We start from the raw sequence: 15,820 nt of genomic DNA, 5'->3' as shown, positions 1-15,820 counted from the left end.
ATCTTGACGTGCGTCACGCAAGTGATACGCTCAATGCATGGAAAACCGCACCGGCCACTTCGAAGAGACCATCAAGGCCACAAACATCCGGCCCATCGAGGATTCGGTCCGCACCGACTTCAGCCAGGCCATGTCCTATGGCGGGTATCTGGACCTTGACCGCCTCCTCACTGCCCAGCACCCGTTGAGCACCCCGGAGCACCATGACGAATTGCTGTTCATCATCCAGCACCAGACCAGCGAACTGTGGCTCAAGCTGATCCTGCATGAGCTTCTTGAAGCCCGACGGCTCCTCGATGTGGACAACCTTGCCAAGGCCCTCAAATGCATCGCCCGCGTCAAGGCGATCCAGCGGACCATGACCGAGCAGTGGTCCGTCCTGGGCACGCTCACTCCGCGCGAGTACTCCGAATTCCGGCGCTTCCTGGGCAGCTCTTCAGGGTTCCAGTCCCACCAGTACCGCGGCGTCGAGTTCCTGCTGGGCAACAAGAACCGCGCCATGCTGCGGGTCTTCGAGAGCGATCCCGCGGCGCACAGCCAGCTCACGACGCTGTTGGAGGAGCCGACCCTCTACGACGCCTTCCTCGCGGTGCTGGCGCGGGCCGGTTATGCCGTTCCGGCCGACATCCTGGACCGTGACACCAGCGAACCGTGGACGTTCCGGAAGGACCTGGTCCCGGTCTTCCAGGAGATTTACGAATCGGAAGCCACGCCATGGGGATTCTACGAAGCGTGCGAAGACCTCGTGGACATCGAGGACAACTTCCACGCCTGGCGCTTCCGCCACTTGCGGACCGTGCAACGGACCATCGGATTCAAGGTGGGCACGGGAGGCTCCTCCGGCGTCGACTTCCTCAAACGGGCCCTGGACCTGACTTTCTTCCCGGAGCTCTACGCCGTCCGCACCGAGATCGGCAACTGAGCCGCAATTCCAACCCCAGCAAACCCCCACATTTCCCTCAGGAGAGACATGAACAGCGCGCAGCAAACGCAACGGCCGACGTCGGCAGAACTCGACGCCGCCGATCCCCTCGCCGGGCAGCGTGAGGCCTTTTACTCCCCGGCGGAAGGCCAGCTCACCGCCTACCTCGACGGGAACTCCCTCGGCCGTCCGCTCAAGGCGACATCGGCGAAGCTCGCGTCCTTCGTGGAGGACGCCTGGGGCAGCCGCCTCATCCGCGGTTGGGACGAACAGTGGATGGACGAGCCCACCACGGTCGGCGACCGGATCGGCGCCGTCACCTTGGGCGCGGCCGCCGGCCAGGTCACCGTGGGCGATTCCACGTCCGTGATGCTCTACAAGCTCATCCGGGCGGCGGTCGACGCCCAGCCTGGCCGCGATGAGATCGTTGTGGACCGGGACAACTTCCCCACGGACCGCTTCATCATCGAAGGCATCGCCGCGGAGAAGGGCGCCACCATCAAGTGGGTCGCTTCCAACCCGGCCAGCGGCGTCCGGACCACGGACCTCGAGGGACTGCTCAGCGAGCGGACCGCCGTCGTCGTGCTCAGCCATGTGGCTTACCGCTCCGGTTTCCTGGCGGATGCCGCTGCGATCACCGCGAGGGTCAAGGAATCCGGAGCGCTCATGCTCTGGGACGTGTGCCACTCGGTGGGCTCGGTGCCGCTCGAACTGGACGCCTGGGGCGTGGACCTCGCAGTGGGTTGCACGTACAAGTACCTCAATGGCGGCCCGGGCTCCCCCGCGTTCGCCTACGTCAGCGCATCGCAGCAGGACCGCCTGCAACAGCCGATCTGGGGCTGGATGGGAGCCGACAACCCCTTCGGCATGACGGAAAGCTACACACCGGCAACGGGAATCCGAAGCTTCATCACCGGCACTCCCCCGGTCCTGGCCATGCAGCCGCTCAAGGACATGGTCGAGCTGATCGCATTGGTGGGCATGGACGCCGTGCGGGAGAAGTCCATCAAACTGACCGAGTACGCGGCTGCCTTGGCTGAGGACATGCTGGTCCCCCTCGGCGCCGAGATTGTCAGCCCGCGCAACACCGCCGAGCGCGGCTCGCACATCACGGTTGACCATCCCCTGTTCGGTGACGTCACCCGGACGCTCTGGGAACGGGGCGTCATTCCGGACTTCCGTCCGCCGTACGGACTGCGGATCGGGCTCTCGCCGCTCAGCACGAGCTACGCGGAGGTTGAGCTGGGAGTGACCGCCATCCGGGACGCCCTCGCCGAACTCCTGTGAGCGCTGTCCTTGACGACATGGACTCCCGGCCCGGGAGCACCACGTCGCTGCTGCGCACGGTCATCGGCTTGTACCTCCGCGATGCCGGTGGATGGATGTCCACGAGGCACCTCATCGCCCTCATGGAGGCACTCGGGTTGAGCGCTGCCGCGTCCCGGACGGCGCTGTCACGGTTGAAGAAGAAGGAAATCGTCCTGCCGCAATTGCGTCACGGGGTTCCCGGCTTCGCCGTCACCGAGGGCGCCGCAGCGATGCTCGCCCGCGGCGACCGGCGGATCTTCAAACCCCGCCTGATGTCGTCAGCCGACCGCTGGTGCCTCGTGTCCTTCTCCATCCCGGAAACCGAGCGGGAAAAGCGGCACCAGTTGCGGCGGCGGCTGCACTGGATCGGCTGCGGCACCGTAGCGGCAGGGCTGTGGATCTGCCCCGACTCACTCCGGGAGGAAGTGGAGGAGATCCTGGAGGACCTGGAGCTGCGCGGCATGGCCACGGTGTTCGTGACGGACACTCCCTTGGTCGGAGGCAGCCTCCGCGAGGCCGCCTCCGCGTGGTGGGACCTCGACACAGTGGCGGAACTGCACCGCGACTTCATCCTGCATCACGGTTCCGTGGCCGACGACGACGGCCCGGGCAACGGTCCCGACGGCGGCCCGGGCACTGCCGCGACCTTCGCCCGCTACGTCCGAAGCATCGACCGCTGGCGGATCATTCCGTATCTGGATCCGGGACTGCCCGCCGAATTCCTTCCCGAGGATTGGCCCGGCATGGCGGGGATCGCCCTGTTCGAGCGCCTCGGCTCTGCCTATGCAAAGCCCAGCGCCGAATTCGTGCGGAGGACGTTGGAGGGATAGCCCGTGAACACGTGATCAGTCCGGGCACCAGGAGTAGGCTGGAACCATGAACTTCCCCGATGGTGGATGGTTCGCGAGGTCGTCATGACCCGCGTCTGGTTGCGTTGGCTGCCGGCCGTGCTGGCTCCGGTGGCCCTTGCTGCGGCGGCCTTGGCTGGTTCCTACCAAGCCGGAGCTGCGACGAGCCTGCCGCACAAAACGGCCGCGGAACTCATCGCCATGATCGGCCGGGCCGACGTCCATGCATTGTCCGGAACCCTTCAACAAAGTTCCGATCTGGGGCTGCCCCAGCTCCCCTCCGTCGGGCCAACGGCGAGCCAAGGGCCCGCTTCCGTGATGGAGCTTTTGAGCGGTTCACACACAGCCCGGGTCTACATGGACGGTCCCGCCAAAGCCAGGTTCCAGGTGATGGACATGCTCGCTGAGCGCGACGTCGTCCGCGATGGCAACGATCTCTGGCTCTACAACTCGGCAGACAACAGCGCGGCGCACATGACGATGCCCGCCGAACCAGCGCGTTCAGCGGCCCCGCACGCGACGCCGACTCCCGGAGTCACCACGCCTGACGTCGTCGCGCAGCACTTCCTCGCCACCGTCGGGCCCACCACGGACGTGACCGTGGGCGACGGAACCACGGTGGCCGGCCGCACGGCCTACCAACTGGTGATCAAGCCGCGCAGTACCGGCACGCTCGTCGATTCCGTGACAATCGCCGTCGACTCCGCTTCGGGCCTCCCGCTCGGCGTCGATGTCCGGGCACGGGGCCAGGCGGCAGCGGCCTTCTCACTCGCATTCACTGACGTGAGCTTGTCGGCGCCCGACGCCGCCCTGTTCAGTTTCACTCCGCCCCGCGGTGCCGCCGTGGAACAGATGGCAACCCCGCAGTTGCGATCCCTCCCTGGAAAGACCGGGCAACCAAAGGCAACAGCGGCCCGGCCAACGATCACCGGCACCGGCTGGGACGCAGTGATGGGCTTGCCCGCCGGCACTGTGCCGAACGATGTCCGCTCGGCACCGATGTTGGCCCAGCTCACCCAGCCTGTCGCCGGCGGTCGAGCGCTGACCACCAGCCTGGCTACTGTTTTGATGCTCGACGACGGCCGCGTCTTCGCGGGAATGGTGCCACTTGAGCGGTTGCAGGCCGCAGCCGCCGCGAAATGACGGAGGCATCCCCGCCGGCTGAACTGGCGATAGAGACGCAAGGCCTCAGCAAGCGCTTCGGCCACCGGGCCGCCGTCGACGGCGTCGACCTGGCGGTGCCCCGCGGTTCGGTCTTTGGATTCCTCGGTCCTAACGGCTCCGGCAAGACCACCACCATCCGGCTGCTTCTTGGCCTGGCGTCCGCCACGAACGGCCGCATCCGGGTCCTTGGCGGCGAGATGCCGCGGCAACTGGCAACTGTCCTGCCCAACGTGGGCTCGCTCGTGGAAGGCCCGGCCTTCTACCCTTTCCTGTCCGGGGCAGCGAACCTGCGGCGCTTGGACAGCGCCGATCTTCACGCCGCCCCACGGACCCGCGCCGCACGCGTGGATGACGCGCTCGAGAGGGTGGGCTTGTCCCACGCGGCGGGCAAAAGGGTGCGCGCCTATTCCCTCGGGATGAAACAGCGGCTGGGGATTGCGCATGCTTTGCTGCGGCCGCGGGAACTGCTGGTCCTGGACGAGCCCACCAACGGCCTGGATCCGCAAGGGACCCGGGAGGTCCGCAGCCTGGTCCGCTCCTTGGCGGCCGGGGGCACCACCGTGTTCGTCTCCAGCCATCTCCTCGCCGAGGTGGAGCAGATGTGCACCCATGTGGGCGTCATGAGCGTAGGCAAGCTCGTCGCGCAAGGAACCCTGCACGAACTGCGCGCGGCGGGCAAGGCCATCATCCGGCTCCACACGCCCGATATCGAGGCCGCTGTCCGTGTCCTCTCCAGGCTAGGCCTGGAGTCGGAACTGGTTGCCCCGCCGCCCGGCTCGTACGGTCCCGATGGCCGGAGCCTCGTCAGTACCGGTCCGGCGGGGCTCGATGTGGCACCCGAGGCGATCGTGGCTGCCTTGGTGTCCGGCGGCGTCCGGGTCCGGGGCTTCGGCGTGGAGAACGCGAGCCTCGAGGAGCGCTTCGTCTCCCTCACCGGAGAGGGCTTCGACATTGCCGGCTGAACGCGGAACCGAAGCGACGATTGCCGTGCTGGAGGGCACGCAAAGCTCGTGGTCGCTCATGGCCTCCGAGCTCTCGGTGCTGTTCCGGCGGCTGCGGACATGGGCCATGCTCCTGGCGCTCGCGGCGATCCCCATCCTCATCGCCGCCGCGGTCAAGCTGAGCTCGCATCCCGTGGCCCCGGGTCGCGGCCCGCCATTCCTTGACCGCATCACCCAGAACGGGCTTTTCGTCGGCGTCACGGCAATGATCGTCTCCGTACCGTTGTTCCTCCCCCTCACCATCGGAGTGGTGGCAGGCGACACGATTGCCGGCGAAGCAAACCTTGGCACCCTGAGATACTTGCTCGTCGCCCCGGCGGGACGTGTCCGCCTCCTGTTGATCAAGTACGCGTCCGCCTCAGTGTTCTGCCTGGCAGCGACCCTGACGGTTGCAGCCGCGGGCGCGCTGGCCGGCGTCGCGCTCTTCCCGGTGGGCCCTGTCACCCTGCTGTCGGGCGACACGATCGGCGTCGGCGAATCCGTGGTGCGTTCCTTGCTGATTGCCGCGTACATCGCGGTGTCATTGTTGGGGCTGTCCGCTATCGGACTGGCAATTTCCACCTTCACGGACGTGCCGGTCGGAGCCATGGCTGCAACCATCGTGTTGTCCGTGGTGTCGCAAGTGGCTGACAACCTGCCGCAATTGGAGTGGCTGCACCCGTGGCTTTTCAGCCACTACTGGCTGGGTTTCGCCGATCTTCTGCGCCAACCGATCTCGTGGACGAGCTTCGGCGACAACGCCCTGCTGCAGGCGGGCTACATCCTGGTGGCCGGCGCGTTGGCTTACGGCAAGTTCACGAGCAAGGATGTCCTGTCCTGAAGTTCGGCCTGCCCGTAAGCTCATGGCATGGCAAGATTCTTCGATGTTCACCCGCAGGACCCCCAACCACGCGCGATTTCCCAGGTGGTGAAGATCCTCCAGTCCGGCGGCCTCATCGCCTACCCCACCGATTCCTGCTACGCGCTCGGCGCGCAAATCGGCAACAGGGAAGCCCTCGACCGGATCCGCTCGATCCGCCAGCTCGACGACAAACACCATTTCACCTTGGTCTGCAAGGATTTCGCGCAGCTCGGCCAGTTCGTGATGATCGACAACGACGTGTTCCGCAGCATCAAGGCCGTCACGCCGGGGAGCTACACGTTCATTTTGCCTGCAACGAAGGAAGTTCCCCGCCGCCTCCTGCACCCCAAAAAGAAGACGGTAGGCGTGCGGATTCCGGACCATAATTTCGTCCAGGCCCTGCTGGCCGAACTGGGTGAACCGCTCCTGTCGAGCACCTTGCTGCTCCCCGACGAGGAGGAGCCCCTGACCCAAGGCTGGGAGATCAAGGAACGCCTGGACAATCTGGTCGAAGCCGTCATCGATTCCGGCGACACCGGCGCAGAGCCCACAACCGTGGTGGACTTCTCAAGCGGCACGGCCGAAGTTGTCAGGCGCGGCACCGGCGATCCCTCCCGGTTCGAGTGAGCATGGGCACTGCCGAGTCGCGCGTCACGATCGACGTCGACGGCACCGCGATTTCCGGGATCTACGCCCGGCCGGACAAAGCCGCGGCGACGCTTGTCCTCGCACACGGAGCCGGAGCCGGCATGGAACATCCGTTCCTGGCCGGCCTGGCCCACGCGTTGAACGACGACGGCGTGGCGACCTTGCGCTTCAACTTCCCCTACCGGGAAGCCGGCAGGAAGTTCCCCGACCGGCCACCCGCTGCGATCGCGGCGTGGCGGGCCGTCATGGCGGAAGCGGCGTCCCGGTCGGAGGGCGAACCCGTGTGGGCGGCCGGCAAGTCCTTCGGCGGCCGCATGGCGTCGATGGCGGTGGCCGAAGGAATGTCCGCGGCCGGACTCGTCTATCTCGGCTACCCGCTGCACCCGCCGGGAAAACCGGAGAAGCTCCGCGACGAGCACCTGTACGGGCTCGCTCTGCCGATGCTCTTCCTGCAGGGCACCCGGGACACCTTCGCGACGCCCGGGCTGCTCGAAGACGTCGTGGCCCGGATCGGACCCGCCGCCACCATCGAGTGGTGGGACGGCGGCGACCATTCCTTCGTGCGCGCGGGAGTCAAGAAGGGTGCCGCGGACATCGGGGCATCACTAGCGGCCCCCGTGTCGGCGTTCCTTCGCAGGAACGGCTGAGCCTCAGGCTTTCGCCGCGGCGACGGCTATGCCGGGCGGCAGTGGCTCGTGCCGCAAGTACTCCCTGCGGAAGCGGCCGCTGCCGGCCGTCAGTCCCCGCAGCACGATCGCGTACCGCAGCAGTTCCTGTTCCGGGACTTCGGCGCTGATCTCAGTACGCTCTCCGCCCACGGAGGTCGTCCCGGTGACGCGCCCGCGGCGCGAGGACAGATCGCTCATGACCGCACCCACATGCTCGTCGGCCACAAGGACCGTCACGGCCGAAATCGGTTCAAGGAGTTGAATACTGCCCGCGGCAGCGGCCTCCCGCAAGGCCAACGCGCCGGCCGCCTGGAATGCCGCGTCCGATGAATCGACGCTGTGGGTCTTGCCGCCTACCAGGATCACCCTGATATCGACCACCGGGAAACCTGCCCGCACTCCCTTGCCCATCTGGGCACGGACGCCCTTCTCGACCGAGACGACATACGTGCCGGGGATGACCCCGCCCACAATCCTGTCGACGAATTCAAAACCCGCCCCGCGTTCGAGGGGCTCCACTTCGATGTCGCAAATCGCGTACTGCCCGTGGCCGCCGGATTGCTTGACATAGCGCCCGTGGCCGGCGGCCTGGGCTGCGAAGGTTTCCCGGAGCGGCGTGATGACGTCCACTGTCTGCAGCTTCACCCCCTGCTCGCGCAGCCGGTCGAGGACTGCCTCCGAGTGGGCCTCGCCCATGCACCACAGGACCAGCTGATGCGTCTCGGAGTTGCGCTCCACCCTCAGGGTCGGATCTCCCGCGGCTACCTTGGCCAGGCTCTTGGACAGCGCGTCCTCATCGCCGTGCGACGCCGCTTCGATCGCCACAGGCATCAGCGGCTCGGGCATGTCCCAGGTTTCCACGAGCAAGGGAGCTTCGCGGGCGGAAACCGTATCTCCCGTCTCGGCGCTCGCCACCTTCGCCAGCGCGCAGATGTCCCCGGCCACGGCGAACTGTACCGGACGGAGGCTGGACCCCAACGGAGAGTAAAGGTGGGTGATCCGCTCGTCGCTGTCGTGGTCGGGGTGGCCCCGTTCGGCCAGCCCGTGCCCACCGACGTGCACGGCAGAGTCCTCGCGAAGCGTCCCCGAGAAGAGCCTGACAAGGCACACCCGCCCCAGGAACGGGTCAACGGTGGTACGCACCACTTCGCCAAGGAGCGGACCATCCGGATCGCACGCCAGGGGTGCGACGGGCGTCCCGCCCAAGTCGGTGACGGTCGGGAGGTTTCGCTCAGTCGGTGACGGGAACGCCCGGGTCAGCACTTCCAGCAGTTCGGCCGTGCCGACTCCGGTCATGGAAGAGCTCGCCAGCACCGGAAAGAAGGTGCCCCGGACGATCGCGGTCTCCAAATCGTCCACGAGGGTATCGATGGGGACCTCCTCGCCTCCGAGGTACCGGTCCATCAAGCTCTCGTCCTCGCTCTCCGAAATGATGCCCTCGATGAGTTCCCCGCGGACACCCTCCGCGCCGGCCAGTTCCTCCGCGGTCGCGGGACGTACCGCGGGACGCGGCTCCCCTGGGGTGTACTCCGACACCGTGCCCGAAAGCAGCCCGAGCACTCCCGAAACAGCATCGGCGTCACGGACGGGCACGTAGAGGGGGAGGACGGAATCGCCGAAGGCGGCCCGGCATTCGGCCAGGACGGCATCGTAGTTCGCCCGTGGATGGTCAAGCCGGCTGATCACGACCGCCCGGGGCATGCCGACGCGCTCGCATTCGCCCCAGAGAGTGGTGGTTCCGACGTCGACGCCGTCCACCGCCGACACCACGAACAACGCCGCGTCCGCGGCCCGCAGCCCCGCGCGCAACTCTCCCATGAAATCCGCGTAGCCAGGGGTGTCGAGAAGGTTCACTTTAACGTCGTCGAACACGAGGGGCGCCGCGGAGAGCCCTATGGACCGTTGTTGATGGATGGCCGTCGCTTCCGAATCACTCACCGTGGTGCCGTCGACAATCGAACCCATGCGGGTCACGACGCCGGCAGCGTAGAGAAGTGACTCGAGCAGCATCGTCTTTCCAGCGCCCGAGCGGCCAATCAGCACGACGTTGCGGATGTTCTCCGGCCGATCGGCCGGCGCCGAGGAGGGGTCCGCGCGTCGAAGATCGGGGTTGGTCCGGTTCGACCCCTTCGTCGCACTGCCTGGGCCTTTCGCCGACATGAGCACCTCCTGGAGTAGAAGCCGGATCCCCCGCGTCCTTTGCTTACCGATTCCACACCCTGGACCGGCGCACGGCAAGAGCAATCCACGGAGTCCGTGCCGAAACTGCAGGCTAGGAGAGCATTCCCCACACCACGCGAACGGAAATGGCCGCGCTCGCGGCAATGACAACCGCGAAAGCCGCCAGCCACAACAAGGACGGCACCCCCGTGGAACGGGCCAGGATGTAGGCATCCGAGGACGCGAGCCGATCCCGGCGGCCGGTATGTACGGCAGCCACCTTGAACCAGTCCCGCACGGCCCCCACCTCGAGCGCTATGCCGAGGCCCAGCACCACATGGCTGACCGTCGAAGCAGAAGCAAACATGACAAGCAGCTGGGCAGTCGCCGCGCTCACGAGCGCGACGAAGATGCCAGTGAAGTTCCGTAGAAAGATCAGCGCGAGCAGCAATACCAGCGCACCGACGGACATGGCCGCCCCGGACCACCCTGCAGACACGGACCAGATGAGCGCCACGCCCACCACCGCGGGACTCGGATATCCCCAGAAACCGGACCAGGCTGCGCCGAACTTGCCGCGCCCGCTGCTCAGGAGCTGTCCGGAGTGGTCCAGCCCGATCCGGAGCCCGTGGACAACCCGCCCCGTCATGAGGGCGGCGAACGCGTGGCCCAGTTCATGCACGAAGGTCACGTAGAGGCCGAACCAACGCCAGGTGGCCCGCGGGATGCTCAATACGACGGCCGCAGCGAGGATACCCAGGACAACCGGGGCCGCCAGGTTCGGGACCTCTTGGGTGGTGAATCCCCGCAGGACGGCCTGCCACCAGTCGTTGGCCAGGTCAGCGGGTCGCAATTCCATGTTCATCACCGTGGCATCCTAAAGAAAAAGCCTGTGAATGCCTCCCAGGGGGCTGGAACCGTCGCCAGACCGGGATCACATCTTCCGCTTGGTCCTGGCCGTGGCGGGCGCGGTCCATGGGTCCTCGGGCCAGGGATGCTTCGGATAGCGGCCCCGCATTTCCGCACGGACGTGGGCGTAGGGGCCCGACCAAAAGGAAGCCAGGTCATCTGTCACGGCGAGCGGTCGCCTGGCCGGGGAGAGCAAATGGAACAGCACCGGCACGCGTCCGCCTGCCACACGCGGCGTCTCTGCCCAACCGAAGCACTCCTGCAGCTTCACGGCCACTACCGGCCGGCCGTCGTCGTCGGCCGCGTCCGGATACTCGATCCGCACCCGCGAACCGCTCGGCACCTCAAGCCATTCCGGTGCCAGCTCGCCGAGTCGGGCCGCCTCAGCCCACGGCACAAGCCGCCGCAACGGCTCACCCAGGTCAATCCCCCTCGTGGCAGCGCCTCCTGCGAGCGCTTCGAGTTCAGGCGCGAGCCACTTCTCCAGCCGGGCCAGCAACGCCGGCTCGGAGACGTCCGGCCATGGATCACCCAGTTCCCTGTGCAGCAAAGCCAATCGCCGGCGCAAGGCATCGGCGGCCGGCGACCATCCAATCGTCCCCAAGCCCTGTTTCGCCAGGGCGCGGGCGACGGCAACGCGCCCGTCGTCGATGGTCGGGCGCACCGGCGTGGACGAAAGCAGGATCGCTCCCAGCCGCCGTTCCCTCTTGGCGGTGACACGGCCCTGTGTGAAATCGGCTTCCACCGTGTCGCTCGTCAGGTGGCTGGCGGCAGCTTCCGCCGCATCCGCTGCCAAGGGGGCTGCGGATCGGATGACGGCGCCGGTGCCCGCCGCATCCCGGCCCTCCGCACGGGACACTTCGGCCACGGCGAGCCAATCGTGGCCGGCGAGCGTACTGCCTGCCGGCAGTCCGGCACGTGTCCCGGACGTCAGCAGGTAGCGTTCGGGGCCGGTGCCTGGGACGCGACGCGCCACGCGATCCGGGAACGCGAGCGCGACGACGAAGCCGAGCGCTTCTGCCGGACTCGCCGGTGAAGGCGGGCTCGGCGGTGAAGGCCGGCTCGGCGGTGTGGTCAGGGAAGGCCCGACGCCGGACCTTTCCTTGCGTGCGATCGCCTCCATGCGGCGGACATCCTCCGCCCAACGCCTGGCGGCCGGGTCCTTGCCCGTCCGGAGTGTGGCCAGGAGGCGCGTCAGGTCAGCCCCGGGAGCCCGCTGATCCCCCGCCACGAGGGCGACGGCCTCGGCAGCCGCCCGGTGCCCGACCGCGGCGGCGCCATCCAGCAGGGCGCGGGCCAGTCGTGGATCGGCAGGGATCCTGGCCAGGGTCTTTCCCGCCTCCGTGGCCAGTCCGTCAGGGCCAATCGCACCGAGCTCCCGCAGTACCTCGATGGCATCATCCATGGCACCTTGGGGCGGAGCGTCTGGAAGTGCCAGCCCCCGGCCGCCCGGCGATCCCCAACAGGCCAGGACGAGAGCGGCGCCCGTCAGGTCGGCTGCCGCGATTTCCGGGGTCGGGTGGGCAGGTGCGGCACCATACGCCTTTTGCTCGTAACAGCGGACCACCCGTCCGGGCCCCTGGCGTGCCGCGCGTCCGGCGCGCTGCTCGGCGGAGGCCCGCGAGCAGGAGACAGTGACGAGGCCCGACATCCCGCGGTTGGCGTCACGCCGCAGCTCACGGGACAGTCCAGAATCGATGACCAGCCGGACTCCCGGAACTGTCAGCGAGGACTCGGCCAGGGCAGTCGAGACGACGATCCGCGGAGGTCCGCCGGGCTCCCGACCGGAAACCGCCTGGTCTTGTTCTGCCGGGCTCGCCTGTCCATTCAGCTCCAATACCTCCACTCCCGGTAGCCTCGCAGCCATTCTGGCGCGCAGCCGGGATGCGACGAAGGAGACCTCCCACGCACCAGGAAGGAACACCAGGGCGTCGATATCCGGATCAGCTGCGAGCGTCTCCGTGTACGACGCCGCGGCGGTATCCGCCACATGGTCCAGGAAGGCGCGGGCCACGCCGCGTCCGTCCAACCGTGGACCCGCCGCGGGCGCCCAGTCCACCCTCAAGGGATGCAGCGCGGAGGGACAGTCGACGACGGGTGCCGGCCCGCCGCCGTCGTGCTTTCCTCCTGTGCCTTCTCCGGCGCCGGCGCCTCCGATCAGCGCGGCAAACCGTGGCGCGTCGAGGGTTGCCGACATCGCGACAAGCGTCAGGTCGTCCCGCAGCTCACGGACCTCTATCAGCATTCCGAGCAAAAGGTCCGTCTCCAGGCCGCGCTCGTGGACTTCGTCCAGGATCACGGTGCCGACGTTCTCAAGGCCGGGATCCGCCAACAGTCGGCGCAGGAGGATTCCGGGGGTGACGAACTCAATGATGGTGCCCGGACCTGTTTCGCTTTCTCCGCGGACCGAGTACCCGACCCGATCGCCGAGCCCGCTGCCGTCGAGGGCGGCGAGGCGCCGTGCCGCTGATCGCGCTGCCACCCGTCGTGGTTGGGTCACCACCACCCGGGGGAGCTTTTTGCCTGTGACGGCGCCGGCCTCGTTCCTGGCGAGTGCGATGTTGGCAAGCAAGGGCGGCACAAGGGTCGTCTTGCCAGTCCCCGGGGGCGCTTGCACGACGGCGGTTCCTGCCGTTCCTCCCGCATCGAGGGCTTTGGCGAGTTCCCCCAGCGATTGTCCGAACACCAGTCCCGCGCCGATCCTGTCCAGGTCGAAATGGCGATAGGCGAGCGCGGCGTTCCGCGGAACGAGTGGGGATTTCACTCCTCCATTGTGCATAGATGCGGATCGGACCCTCAAAGGTGGACTCCTTGCCGAATCGGGAGGACGATTAAAAGGCAGTTGTTAGAAGGAGGTCTGTGATGTGCTACGGCTACAACAAGGATTTCCGGCGGGACACCAGGAAAGATGCCTCACAGGAACCCGAGGAACGCCCTGAGCCCAAGGTGGACGCGAAGGACTTCATGTTCTGGGCCTTCCCACGCCGCCACCGTGAGTTCACGAACGATCCGGAGCCGGTTATCGACCGGACCCGCGAGAGGGTCTAAGCCACGGCATCGAAAGGAATGTCCCCACGGGGCATTCCTTTCGTGTGGCCCTACAACTCCGCGAATCCAAGGTATTTACTGGAGATACAACGTGAGCGGTTCGCCCGCCCCGCTGCGGAAAGTGGGCTCCCTCTTCCCTCCACTGCCACCGAAGGATCTCCGCCATGAATGCATCAGAGCTAAGCGACGAAGCGGTGTGCGGCCATGACAGCGGACGCCATCACCTGGCTGATTGTCTTGATTGTCCTGCTGGTCATCTGGTTTGCGATGGCCGTCCACATTGTCACGCAGTATGAGCGTGGTGTCCTGTTGAGGCTGGGGAGGGTCCAGGGACTCCGGACCCCTGGGCTTGTGGTCATCATCCCGTTCGTCGACCGGCTGAGGAAAGTCTCCCTGCGGATCGTCACCATGCCTATCCAGTCCCAGGGCATCATCACGCGGGACAACGTCAGCCTGGACATTTCCGCCGTCGCCTATTTCCGGGTGGTGGACGCCATCAAGTCCGTCCTTGCGATCGAAAACGTCTACGCCGCAATCGACCAGATCGCACAAACCACGCTGCGCAAAGTAGTAGGCCAGCACACGCTCGACGAAACGCTCGCGGAAACAGACGTCATCAATGCCAACATCCGCCAGATCCTGGATGGACTGACCTTGGAATGGGGCGTCGAAGTGACCCTCGTGGAACTCAAGGACATCCAGCTGCCGGACAGCATGAAGCGCGCCATGGCCCGCCAGGCCGAGGCCGAGCGCGAGAAGCGCGCCAAGATCATCGCCGCCGAAGGCGAGTCCCTGGCCGCCGCCGCACTGGGCACGGCCTCCGACACCATGATGGCCCACCCATTGGCCCTGCAGTTGCGCAACCTGCAGTCCATGGTGGAGATCGGCGTGGACAAGAACACCACCGTCGTCTTCCCCGCGCCTTTGATGAGCACCATTGGCGAGCTCGGAGCATTCCTCGCCCGCGAAGCCGCCGCTGCGAAAGCCGCACAGCCCCCGAGGACCATGACGGGACGGACCATGGCCGGGTGAGACTGGCAGCAGGATGAAACTGAACGCGGCCTATACTCGTTGAACCCGTCGTAAAGCCCCGGAACAGAGCGTATAAGCTGGAGAAGGAGGAAGACCATGACCGACCCCCTACGGGGCCGTGCCACCGCATTCCTCCTCCGCATCGGCCTGTTGGCAGGACTGCTTGCGATCATCGCCGGAATCGTTGGGATGCATGTCATGGCGGGCGGCCACAGCATGCACGCCACCCCCGCTATGAGCCAGTCCGCCGTCGCGGGCCCCGCCGCTGTCGTTAGCCACCCCGCAGTCCACCACGCGGATTCTCCATCCGCGCCGTCGTGCACATGCCCAGGCATCTGCACCGGGATGTCGGCCCTGCACGCCGCCTGCGTCCCTGCGCCGGGCCACAACACGCTGACAGCACCCTTGCCCGGCGTCCCGCCCTATGCCACTGCGGGGGCAACCGGAGCAGGTGTCCTGGTCTCCGACTATTCGCACCGTCCGGGTAGTCCTTCCCCGGGCGATCTCTGCATCAGTCGCACGTAGAATCCACACCCGCAGCGGGCTTGCCCGTCCGCTGCACAAGACTCCTCCCTGACGCGCCGCCCACACGGTGGGTTTGCCGTGCGCGTCCCGCGCAGCCGCACCTCTGCAGGCTGATGATTGAAGGACCCCAAAAGCATGAGAAAAAACCTTGCCATGACCACCATTACCGTTGCCACGGCGGTCGCCCTTGCCGGCTGCTCGGCTGGAACCAGCGACAGCAGCATGCCGGGAATGAACCACGGGAGCGCCTCCGCATCCCCTGCCGGTTCAGCTGCGGCCGTGACGGCAGACCACAACGCCGCGGACGCAGAGTTTGCCCGGATGATGATCCCCCACCATGCCCAGGCCGTCCAAATGAGCGACGTTGTGCTCGCCAAGAACGGCATCCCTGCCCAGGTGACTGCGCTCGCCGGCAGGATCAAGGCAGCCCAAGGACCGGAGATCGAGAAGATGACGGGCTGGCTCAAGGACTGGAACGAGCCAGCGGAGATGTCGGGCGGCCACACCATGAACGGAATGGTGGACAACGGGGACATGACGAAACTCGAGGCGGCCCAGGGCCGTGAAGCTGCCAGGCTGTTCCTGACCCACATGATCGCCCACCACCAAGGGGCCGTGGCCATGGCGCAGAAGGAAGGCGCCGACGGCAAGAACGCGGACGCCCTCAAACTCGGCAAGGACATCGTGGTGGCCCAGGAAGCCGAGATCAAGGAAATGCAGGAGTTATTGGGCACGCTGTAGATGCG

General features: G+C 66.8%; 15 protein-coding genes. 12 read left to right on the top strand and 3 right to left on the bottom strand.

The window, feature by feature from the left end; all coding sequences use genetic code 11:
- Positions 1–37: 37 nt before the first annotated feature.
- The 8 genes from kynA to BMF89_RS19900 all read left to right on the top strand — a co-directional run bounded on the left by kynA (position 38) and on the right by BMF89_RS19900 (position 7,379).
- Positions 38–922, top strand: coding sequence for a tryptophan 2,3-dioxygenase (gene kynA, locus BMF89_RS19935; RefSeq protein WP_078108771.1), 885 nt, complete (start codon positions 38–40; stop codon positions 920–922).
- Positions 923–970: 48 nt separating this feature from the next.
- Entirely contained in the window at positions 971–2,209 is a 1,239-nt protein-coding gene (locus BMF89_RS19930; RefSeq protein WP_078108770.1) for an aminotransferase class V-fold PLP-dependent enzyme, read from the top strand.
- Positions 2,206–3,060 carry a PaaX family transcriptional regulator C-terminal domain-containing protein gene (locus BMF89_RS19925; RefSeq protein WP_078108769.1) on the top strand — a complete coding sequence of 285 codons (855 nt, stop codon included), beginning with the start codon at positions 2,206–2,208 and terminating at the stop codon, positions 3,058–3,060. The genes BMF89_RS19930 and BMF89_RS19925 overlap by 4 nt, the downstream gene beginning before the upstream one ends.
- Positions 3,061–3,126: 66 nt before the next feature.
- The gene (locus BMF89_RS19920) at positions 3,127–4,221 is read left to right on the top strand and encodes a DUF2092 domain-containing protein (RefSeq protein WP_253190916.1); all 1,095 of its coding nucleotides are present in this window, start codon (positions 3,127–3,129) and stop codon (positions 4,219–4,221) included.
- The gene (locus BMF89_RS19915; RefSeq protein WP_078108768.1) at positions 4,218–5,204 is read left to right on the top strand and encodes an ABC transporter ATP-binding protein; all 987 of its coding nucleotides are present in this window, start codon (positions 4,218–4,220) and stop codon (positions 5,202–5,204) included. The genes BMF89_RS19920 and BMF89_RS19915 overlap by 4 nt, the downstream gene beginning before the upstream one ends.
- Positions 5,205–5,262: 58 nt before the next feature.
- Positions 5,263–6,063 carry an ABC transporter permease gene (locus BMF89_RS19910; RefSeq protein WP_078108824.1) on the top strand — a complete coding sequence of 267 codons (801 nt, stop codon included), beginning with the start codon at positions 5,263–5,265 and terminating at the stop codon, positions 6,061–6,063.
- Between the two features lie 27 nt (positions 6,064–6,090).
- A complete protein-coding gene (locus tag BMF89_RS19905) occupies positions 6,091–6,711 on the top strand; it encodes an L-threonylcarbamoyladenylate synthase (RefSeq protein ID WP_078108767.1) in 621 nt (206 codons plus the stop codon).
- Between the two features lie 2 nt (positions 6,712–6,713).
- Entirely contained in the window at positions 6,714–7,379 is a 666-nt protein-coding gene (locus BMF89_RS19900; protein WP_078108766.1) for an alpha/beta family hydrolase, read from the top strand.
- A 3-nt stretch (positions 7,380–7,382) separates the two neighbouring features.
- On the opposite strand, the gene BMF89_RS19895 is transcribed toward BMF89_RS19900, so the two are convergent.
- From BMF89_RS19895 to hrpB, 3 genes are all read right to left on the bottom strand, one after another.
- Positions 7,383–9,560, bottom strand: a complete 2,178-nt coding sequence (locus tag BMF89_RS19895) for an elongation factor G-like protein EF-G2 (protein WP_078108765.1) — start codon at positions 9,558–9,560, stop codon at positions 7,383–7,385.
- 112 nt (positions 9,561–9,672) lie between these two features.
- Positions 9,673–10,425, bottom strand: coding sequence for a M50 family metallopeptidase (locus BMF89_RS19890; protein ID WP_253190920.1), 753 nt, complete (start codon positions 10,423–10,425; stop codon positions 9,673–9,675).
- 69 nt (positions 10,426–10,494) lie between these two features.
- The gene (gene hrpB, locus BMF89_RS19885) at positions 10,495–13,248 is read right to left on the bottom strand and encodes an ATP-dependent helicase HrpB (protein ID WP_078108764.1); all 2,754 of its coding nucleotides are present in this window, start codon (positions 13,246–13,248) and stop codon (positions 10,495–10,497) included.
- 83 nt (positions 13,249–13,331) lie between these two features.
- On the opposite strand from hrpB, the gene BMF89_RS19880 reads away from it, so the two are divergent.
- The 4 genes from BMF89_RS19880 to BMF89_RS19865 all read left to right on the top strand — a co-directional run bounded on the left by BMF89_RS19880 (position 13,332) and on the right by BMF89_RS19865 (position 15,815).
- The gene (locus BMF89_RS19880; RefSeq protein ID WP_078108763.1) at positions 13,332–13,517 is read left to right on the top strand and encodes a hypothetical protein; all 186 of its coding nucleotides are present in this window, start codon (positions 13,332–13,334) and stop codon (positions 13,515–13,517) included.
- A 204-nt stretch (positions 13,518–13,721) separates the two neighbouring features.
- Positions 13,722–14,549 carry a slipin family protein gene (locus BMF89_RS19875; RefSeq protein ID WP_078108762.1) on the top strand — a complete coding sequence of 276 codons (828 nt, stop codon included), beginning with the start codon at positions 13,722–13,724 and terminating at the stop codon, positions 14,547–14,549.
- A gap of 96 nt (positions 14,550–14,645) precedes the next feature.
- Positions 14,646–15,074, top strand: coding sequence for a hypothetical protein (locus tag BMF89_RS19870; RefSeq protein WP_078108761.1), 429 nt, complete (start codon positions 14,646–14,648; stop codon positions 15,072–15,074).
- Positions 15,075–15,209: 135 nt separating this feature from the next.
- Complete coding sequence (locus BMF89_RS19865; RefSeq protein ID WP_078108760.1) at positions 15,210–15,815, top strand: DUF305 domain-containing protein; 606 nt, start codon at positions 15,210–15,212, stop codon at positions 15,813–15,815.
- Positions 15,816–15,820: the final 5 nt, after the last annotated feature.

The sequence above is a fragment of the Arthrobacter sp. SRS-W-1-2016 genome (assembly GCF_002009585.1).
Classification (GTDB): domain Bacteria; phylum Actinomycetota; class Actinomycetes; order Actinomycetales; family Micrococcaceae; genus Arthrobacter; species Arthrobacter bambusae_A.
The sequence above is the reverse complement of the archived record's forward strand: the minus strand, read 5'-3'. Positions and strand labels throughout refer to the sequence as shown.